Below are 8322 nucleotides of genomic sequence, written 5' to 3' on the forward strand. Positions count from 1 at the left end.
GGGGCCGCGGGGGCGTTCGGCTAACTGCGGGAACGGCCTATTTGCTCAATGTGTTCGGCTGAGATCGGAAATCAACCAACTGTTCTACTGTTCTACTATGAGAGCTTCGGCCTGTTCGCTGCGCTGATTCTGGTGCAGTTGGTGGCCACCGGCGCAGCAGCGTTCCGCTTTTACTACAAACAAAGAAAAGGTTTAACAGAAAAAAGGTTGAACAGAAAATAGGTATCATCAATCAAAAATATCATTGGAGGTAACTTATGGAAAAAGAAACAATGGGAACTGTAATTTCAGTTACAAAACAATGGTGGTTAAAAGTGAATCGTAAACCTGTCCGCGCTCACGCTATGGATGGCGCAGCCTTTCCGCATACTATCAAGGTCAAATATACGATAGACGGAAAAGATTACATCTGCCGAAAATGGATTGGCGCAGGAAACAAAGTCCCTGACAAGGGAACAACGATTAAAGTTACCTATTGTGAAGATAAGCCATCGAAAGCAAGAATTGAACTCTAATTCAAATTGACTGACTAACACGGTATGTTTTGGCCTTTGCGGCATGAAACATACCTACATATTCAAACATCTGCCTCCACAGCGGGGAAAAGAAAAAAACCGCTGACGGGCAGAGGATTTCGTGCGCTTTTCTGTATCATCGACTGATACGGCGGTTTTGAGAAAATCAGAGCCGCCGTTTCTTTTCGTCTATCCTAAACCAACGACGACCTAACACCGTGTAAATCCACGGCGGCATATAGGAGGATTGCCGCCGTGTCTATTTTTGCCTTTTTTCATAGCACCCATGACCTACATCAGTTAAAAAAAGCATAGCTCCGCCTCCGGGTTATTCCGGCTATGTATGCGAAATTTGTTGGAACCTTAATTATTATGTCATTTCATGCGTCCGTGTGGCTTCATGCCGCCCGGGCGCTTTTGCGTTCTTATGCGTTAGCTTCGGGTCATGTTGGCCCGAAGTCATTCCCCGGTGCCGCTCCCCGCCGCCTTCGTTTCGGTCACTCGTCAACCAACAACCGAAACGGAGGTCAATATGGCTATTATCAATTTGCGGGACTATTACCCATTTTATACATCGGATTGCTTCATGGAAGTATCGGAAGAAGTTGCAGAAATGTTCAAAGAGTTTGAGCGTAAAGAGGCTGCTTATCGGCTGCGTACATACCGCCACAAAGCCTACTATTCCCTTGATCGGGACGACGGGCTGGAGCACGAAGCTGTCTTTGTCGCCTTATCGCCCCATGAACTGTATGAGCGGAAAGTGACCATGCAGGAGCTTCACGCAGCGATTTCCAGTTTGCCGGACAAACAGGCAAAACGGATTTATGCTCATTTCATTCTCGGCATGACCAAACAGGACATTGCCCGGGCAGAGGGCGTCCATGAAAAAGTGGTTCGTGTCGCAATCGAGCGAGGTCTGCGGCGCTTAGAAAAAATTTTGAAAAATTCTTTGTAAGGCGTACCGATTTAGGCCGGAAAATGAAATGGCTTATGAGAGGCAAAACACTTCGGGTCACAATGGCCCGAGGTTCAGACAAGCCTCATGCAGATTGAAAATTGAATAAAAAGACACCCGGATACGAAGGGGAACGCGCTGTGTGACAGACCCGCCATGACCTCGGATTTCAGAGAATACAGTCTTTGTAAAACTGAGCGAGCGAACAGGTCCATGCCATAGGTGGGGCAAGGCTGGCTCCACCGGAACAGGCGCAGAACCCGGATACTTGCGTTTAGTCACAGTCCGAGCGTTGAAGCGGCCTTGCAAGCCGTGAGCCGTCGCAGGCAATGAGAACGCCTTGCCATCAGAATGGGGAGAGTTGAAATACTATGGGGCATGAAGCCTATGCCCGTCCGGTGTGTCTGAAATGAAGTGAAAACCTATGGGGAGCCCCCGGCAATGCTGTCTGATGATAGGCCAACCAATCCGGCGTGGCTCCCCATCTTTTCAAAAAAGGAGCACTTTATGGGAAATGCGTTTGGAATGATCCCCGGCTTGGAACCGGACGAATGGAGCAATGACGCCTGCCGTGGTTATGTCATTATGGCAATGGAGGACTGCGGATTTTCAAAGAAGGATATACGGCGTGTTGTGGGGCAGCTTTATGAAGTATTCGACCTCAACAGCGTGGAGGACGCCAAAGAAAAGTACCTTTCCAGTCCTTACTGACCTCGGGCCACATTGACCCGAAGTGGAGAAAGCTCAAAGGGCGGCACCTGCTGGGTGCCGTCTTTTGACATTTCCCCACGGGACAAGTGGGAAAGGCTGGCATATACACGCACTTTCGCAAAGGAGGTTTTCAATGACGCAAGCTGTCACTTATGAACGAGAAACAAAGTCTGTCGCATTTCAAGGGAAGATCATTGTGCTGGAAAGCCTCACGCCGGTACTTCCCCCGAAGGAGAAAGAACAGCGCAAAAAAGAAATTGAGCGTTGGCTTAACAGTGATAAGGAACTAATTTACTTATCAACTGTTAGCTGACGGTTTCCGGGGTGCATACGGACAAATCCCGTCTGATTTCTAACAGGAAGTCAGACGGGATTTTCGCTTTATATTACGAATTATGGAGGACATACCATGAAAACCTTAATATCTTGTGCCTACAATATGGATAATTGCTGTGTGGAAGTGAAATTCAGCGACGGCAGTATGATTGCGATTGACACTATCGTCGTTGAGAACGAGATTGCTGACAATATGTATCAGCGGTCAGAGCTGGATTATTTGATCTACAACGCTCCTTTGGAGTATGCAGACCTTATCTTGAACGGCGATCCCGAAACCTATTTGAAAACTGTAACAGAATACAAGCCTTGGGATAGCTGACAACACGCTGCCCGCAGGAGAAAATCCTGCGGGCGTTTTTCTGTTTATATTATTTCCCTCCGTTGGATCTCAATTTAGGAAAGAAGATGACAATCTTGAAGCTCTTTCCCCACTGGGAAGCTGCTTCCAGATGAAGATTTAGATCGTCGGCCATCTTCTTAACCAGGTAAAGTCCCATACCGGTAGCCTTCTTTCTGCTGTCAGTAGAATCCCCGGTAAAGCCCTTTTGAAAAATGTACGGCAGATTATATTTTTTTACGCCAATGCCGTTATCTTCAACAGAAAGGATATCTGCAGTCTCCGAATGTATCACGGAAATTGTAAGCATGGGACTATCGCTGCTATATTTGATGGCATTGCTAACGATTTGTCCCAACATAAACTGAAGTCCTCTACGGTCTGTATAGACTGTTTCAGATTGCAGTTTGTTGAGAATGACAAAATGCTTCTCTTCAAGAAGTGGGGCATAGTCCTCCAGAACTTCACCCAAGCAGTCATTCAAATTGACATCCTCAAATCGGTAATCCTTTGTACTGCTCTTCAACCGGGCATAGTACAGCATCTGCGTGACATCCTCCTGAAGCTGACTGCGGACATAATCCAGCTTTGCTTGCAGGGAAGGAGAGATTTCATCGTTCCGGTTATCCAAGAGCATGGTCAGCAACGATAGGGGCGTTTTCGCTTCATGTGCCCAGCCCTCCACGTATTCTTCATAGTCCCGTAGGGCATCCGCCATATTGTTACTCTCGTTTTTGTATTCCCGTAAAACCGAAGCCAAAAATCGGACAGATTCTCCTTCTTTCTGACTAATGGCACTGAGCAGCCGTTCTTCATTGCAGATGGTAGGATCACTGAGGAAATCTCGGAACAGTTCCATGTGGGTGTTCTCCCTCTTGTTTAGTACAAACAGAATCGCTGAAAACAAAAGGATGCTCGTCAGAACTACTAACCCGATCAAGGTTTGAAATACCTGAATGTCAGAAATCCAAAGAATGACAGCGCAAAAGCAATCCACGCCCAGCAGCAACAGAAGCCAGGGGTAGTACCGTTCTATCATGTGCCAAAGCTGCTTCATAGAGACACCTCCGCTTCCAAACGGTAGCCCATTCCTCGAACTGCAACGATTCGCTGCTTCATTTCAAGGGCGGACATCGTTTTTTTCAGCCGGGTTAGGTTAACCTGCAAGGCATTTTCATCTATGTATTCCGTGGTTCCCCATAGTGCCATGCAAAGCTGCTCCGTCGTGACCAGAGCATCGCCGCCGGACAAAAGAGCGACCAACAGTTTTCCCTGATTTTTTGGAAGCACCACAGAGGTATTATGAATATAAAGCGTGTAGGTCTGCTGGTCTAACAGGAAATCTGGTCCCTCTATGAGATTGGTACGGCCTTCATACCTTTTGAGAATATTGGATACCCTGGCAAGAAGTCGATCTTTTCTGCACGGCTTCGTCAAATATTCATCGGCACCCAACTGGAACGCTTGCAGTTCATCCTTTACCTGATCTCTGGAAGTCAGCACCAGGACGGGGATAGCAGTTTTATTCTTTAGCTCCTGGCAGATTTAAAAGCCACTGATCTCCGGCAAGTTCAGGTCTAAGATCACAAGGTCAGGGCGGAGGGCTGCCAAGAGCCGAGCGGCATCTTCAAACTCGGTAATTGCCTCCACAAGATAGCCGTCCTTTTGGAGCATATCGCAGAGTTCTTCCCGCATATAGACTTCATCTTCCACAACAGCAATTCTTTTCATGACAGCACCTCCTTCCAAATTATTCTTCTCTCTGCGGCTGCATCAGTGTCAGCAAATACCGATCACTGGAGCGCTTGACCACTCTCATATAAATATATTCTATCACGCAAAGTAGTAAAATCATAGCAGCAGATACAAGCAGCATTTCAGACACTGTCCCACGGGTTCGGGACGAGAGTATCCCTGTAAATAACGCCCTGACTCCAAACAGACTGCTGACAGCCGCAACCAATACAGGAAGTCCCATAAACCAGGTAATTTGCTTTCCAGCAGACTGGCAAAGGGTTTCGTAAGTAGCTCCCAGGCGGATCAGGGTCTGGTATCTGCGCCCGGTTTTCTGCTGACTCATCAGGAACTGAACACCCACGATGGTGTTGGCAACTACCAGGAAAACAATCGCAAGATAGAGGGTAATATAACTGGATGCTATGGTGTAGAAAAGCTGACGACCTATATTCTGAAGATAGCTTTCATATTCAATGCCAGTTTCGTCCAGCTTCTCGTTCAAATCCAAATATGCAGTCATAAGGCTATTTCCATCCAGAGCCTGCTCACTGAGCACCGCATTGACATAGGTATCATACATTCCCTGGCTATAATATAGGAATGCTTCATCCGGAAGAATCAATGCAAAGGACAAGGTTATAGAACGGTCCGTGACCAAATTCACAGACTGAACCTCTCCTGTAAGATGAATCGGACTACCATCCAGTTCCACCTTGGGCTGTCCGGCCAATACTTGGTTCAGCATTGCGGTACGACTTACCGTAGTAAACTCTGTATCAATATAGACAGCGGCCTCCTTTTCGCCTAATTGGAGAGCCGGTTTGCCGGACAATTCCAACAAACGATTATAGTCCGATAAACAAATCAAATATGGGTATGTGGCATAACCAAGATTGTTCAGAAGGACATCCCGGTCTTCCGACTGGGGCAGGCTCCGAAGAGAGTCCATAACAGCGTCCATGCTGTAGGCATTATCATAATCTTCTGTGGTGCGAATACGCCCAACCCTCATTTCAAAAAGCTCTGAAAATTGATTTTCCAAACCGTTTTCTTTCAGGGCTGCCTTTATATTCGGAAGAACCTGCGATGAATCTTCTGCAGTATGATCTTCAAAAGTATAGTCGATTACATGGCCAGAAGACAGGCTATTCGTTCCTGCAATTCCTACGCCCGCACCAAAACAACACAGCGCCGCCAGAATCAGCAGGGAGCTGATGGCCATGGAGGTTGACTGATGAATAACATTCTCCTGAATCTGCCGGAAGGTAAATACATGAAGCTGCTTATTTCCTTTTCCTTTCTTAACAATCAAAGCAATCAGCGCACGCATCCCATAGAAAAGCAGCATCGTACCAACTATGCCCAACAGCAAAGTCAGTCCCATCATACTTACCTTTGTCCATGCAATTCCCTGAATCGCCATGTAGTAAGCCACTGCCAACATCACACTTCCGCATATAGCAGCCAGTCCATAGATAACAGATGGCATTTGCTTTTTGGGGCGGTTCGTTGGCTGGGATAGCAAAGTACCGATCTCCTGGCGGCTGATTCGTCCACTCAAAATCAGAAGTGCCGTCAGCTTAATTGCCAGAAATCCTGCCAGCGTCCATTCAATTGCAGACCAGGATAAAGAAAACTGATGACCGATGATCCCCATGCCTACCAGCTTGGCGGTGACAAGACTGACAATTTCTGAAAGCACCACAGCCACAGGTAAGCCTATGAGCATGGCAAGAATACTGGTCAGGAAATCTTCCGCCAGAAGCATACCAAACAGTTTACTTCTACGCATCCCCAACATTAGATAAACACCAAACTCATGCCGTCTGCGCTCGAACTGATACTTGCAGGCAAAATAGATCAAAAAGAACAGAATACCGAGGGTCATCCCATAAAACGCAGGAATCAGAAGCAGGAGTTTGTCAACTGCGTCACTCTCCATTTTCTGCAAAAAGAGCATCACATCTTGAGTGGAGATGGAAAGAATCATGTAAAAGGCAACAATAGAAATCACCAGGGAGCTGAAAAACAGACCGTTTTCCTTTCGGCTGCGGTGGCTGTTCCGAAGAATGAGATTAGAGAACATTTGCGCTGCCCCCTCCCAGTTGCGCCATCACCTTCAGGATGCGCCCGTAGAACTCCTGCTGGCTTTCGTCTCCACGCCGAAGCTCATGAAAGATCACGCCGTCCTGGATGAACAGAATGCGCTTGCAAAAGCTGGCGGCATTGGAATCATGGGTTACCATCAGGATCGTAGCTTGTTCGTCACGATTCAGGCCGGACAGCTTCTCCATAAGACTTCTTGCGTTCTTAGAATCCAGCGCACCCGTCGGTTCATCGGCAAGGATCATTTGGGGATGTAAGATCAGAGCCCTTGCTGCCGCAACACGCTGACGCTGGCCGCCGGACATCTTGGACGGAAACTTATCCAGAACATCAGTGATTTCCAGATAGTCAGCCAACTGCTTCAGCCGCTGGCTGCTTTCTGCTTCGGATACCCCATGCAAGGAAGTCGGGAGCAGGATGTTTTCCCTGCCAGTCAGGTTGTCCAGCAATTCAAAGTTCTGGAATAGATAACCAACTTTTTTGCCACGGTACTCTGCAAGAGCCTTTCCCTTGAGGGATTGCAGAGTATCGCCTTCCACCTGAATGCTTCCACCTGTGGGTTGAATCACAGTCGCAATACAATTGAGCAGTGTGGATTTACCGGAACCGCTGCTTCCCATAATGCCGAGAAACTCTCCCGGCATCACCTGGAAGGTGATCCCATTCAGTGCCTTTGTTTGACTTGGCACATTGCCATAGATTTTTGTTAAATTTTCAATATTCAAAATGGGTTTCATGTGAATACCTCCTATCATTTGTAATAAAATGATAGCATGGGAACACAGCAAATACCACTTACAGTGGTTGTAAGGATTCAAGATATAAGTGGCGGCTCAAGGGGGACGAGCATATATTTTGTAAGAGCATCAGGCGACAATGATAAAATATACCGGATCGCCTCCTTGGCAAACCAGTTCGTTTTAATTGTATCCCAATCAGCAAGTCGGATAATCTCTGCTGTGCCGTTCTCAAAATCAACTGAAATTTCGCCCCATTCGCCGTCGCAGTCTGCTTGATATTCGTAGATTGCGGCGGCGATTTTCTTTTTGCGCTTGGTTTTGGTTTTCTGTTTCAGCCGGACAGCATGGAGCGCACCTTCGGCAACCAGCAGTTCTGTCAGTTTGTCCACCGCTTTCCGGTAGGCTCGCTCTGCACCGCTGGCTGTGCTGCCCTCAAACATAATCGCCAATTCTTCAAAAGTGGGGCGGTTCTTCCATGAGCCAACTCGCCCGCAGGTCATACAGATTGCTAACCGTTTTTCGAGCAAGGTCTGTTCCCGGTAATTCAGCTTCTCAAATGCCCGCTGTACCTTTTCTGCTTGTATGCCGTTCCAGAGGATGTCGGTATAGTTCCAGCTATCGTCAAGGGCTATATCCTCGCCTGTTTCCTCGCCGTCCTCGTCCGTTATATAGAACGGCTGCTGGTTGCGGATTCCACGGACAACTTTCAGATATTCTTCCGCAAGAGCAAGGTCGCAGTTATACTTCTTGGAAAACTGGTTGACCGCATCTTTGTCTTTACGAGGTGTTCAGTAAATATGGGGACGGTTGATTTTCAATCTCAACGCAACAGCTTGAACGGCCCCCGCGTTTCCGCAGCTAGCGCAACGCGGAACTAGCCCC

10 protein-coding genes and 1 pseudogene are annotated in these 8322 nt (G+C 47.5%); 5 read left to right on the forward strand and 6 right to left on the reverse strand.

The features are described 5' to 3' along the window. Window positions 1-257: 257 nt before the first annotated feature. The 5 genes from GT495_RS10380 (at window position 258) to GT495_RS10400 (ending at window position 2839) form a co-directional block, all read left to right on the forward strand. Window positions 258-515, forward strand: a complete 258-nt coding sequence (locus GT495_RS10380) for a hypothetical protein (RefSeq protein WP_008689645.1) — start codon at window positions 258-260, stop codon at window positions 513-515. Window positions 516-1047: 532 nt separating this feature from the next. After that, window positions 1048-1470, forward strand: a complete 423-nt coding sequence (locus GT495_RS10385) for an RNA polymerase sigma factor (protein WP_015564337.1) — start codon at window positions 1048-1050, stop codon at window positions 1468-1470. Window positions 1471-1977: 507 nt separating this feature from the next. Beyond that, window positions 1978-2181 carry a hypothetical protein gene (locus tag GT495_RS10390; protein WP_117851693.1) on the forward strand — a complete coding sequence of 68 codons (204 nt, stop codon included), beginning with the start codon at window positions 1978-1980 and terminating at the stop codon, window positions 2179-2181. Between the two features lie 133 nt (window positions 2182-2314). Then, window positions 2315-2494 carry a hypothetical protein gene (locus GT495_RS10395; RefSeq protein WP_161162582.1) on the forward strand — a complete coding sequence of 60 codons (180 nt, stop codon included), beginning with the start codon at window positions 2315-2317 and terminating at the stop codon, window positions 2492-2494. A gap of 96 nt (window positions 2495-2590) precedes the next feature. Continuing rightward, window positions 2591-2839, forward strand: a complete 249-nt coding sequence (locus GT495_RS10400; RefSeq protein ID WP_033121501.1) for a DUF6061 family protein — start codon at window positions 2591-2593, stop codon at window positions 2837-2839. A gap of 49 nt (window positions 2840-2888) precedes the next feature. Here the strand turns inward: GT495_RS10400 and GT495_RS10405 are convergent, their stop codons facing one another. The 6 genes and pseudogenes from GT495_RS10405 to GT495_RS10760 form a co-directional block, all read right to left on the reverse strand. Continuing rightward, window positions 2889-3914 (reverse strand): HAMP domain-containing sensor histidine kinase, encoded by a 1026-nt coding sequence (locus GT495_RS10405; RefSeq protein WP_055228679.1) that lies wholly within the window; start codon window positions 3912-3914, stop codon window positions 2889-2891. Next, window positions 3911-4150: a helix-turn-helix domain-containing protein gene (locus GT495_RS10410; protein ID WP_271741330.1), complete on the reverse strand. Its 240-nt coding sequence runs from the start codon at window positions 4148-4150 to the stop codon at window positions 3911-3913. The genes GT495_RS10405 and GT495_RS10410 overlap by 4 nt, the downstream gene beginning before the upstream one ends. A gap of 114 nt (window positions 4151-4264) precedes the next feature. Further along, window positions 4265-4588, reverse strand: a pseudogene (locus GT495_RS10950) (response regulator transcription factor); the annotation flags it as partial. 19 nt (window positions 4589-4607) lie between these two features. After that, window positions 4608-6680 (reverse strand): ABC transporter permease, encoded by a 2073-nt coding sequence (locus tag GT495_RS10415; RefSeq protein ID WP_055228677.1) that lies wholly within the window; start codon window positions 6678-6680, stop codon window positions 4608-4610. Then, a complete protein-coding gene (locus GT495_RS10420; RefSeq protein WP_033121505.1) occupies window positions 6670-7437 on the reverse strand; it encodes an ABC transporter ATP-binding protein in 768 nt (255 codons plus the stop codon). The genes GT495_RS10415 and GT495_RS10420 overlap by 11 nt, the downstream gene beginning before the upstream one ends. Before the next feature lie 77 nt (window positions 7438-7514). After that, entirely contained in the window at window positions 7515-7967 is a 453-nt protein-coding gene (locus GT495_RS10760; RefSeq protein WP_204986926.1) for a hypothetical protein, read from the reverse strand. Window positions 7968-8322: the final 355 nt, after the last annotated feature.

It is taken from the genome of Collinsella sp. BIOML-A6, assembly GCF_009875845.1.
Taxonomy (GTDB): Bacteria; Actinomycetota; Coriobacteriia; order Coriobacteriales; family Coriobacteriaceae; genus Collinsella; species Collinsella aerofaciens_H.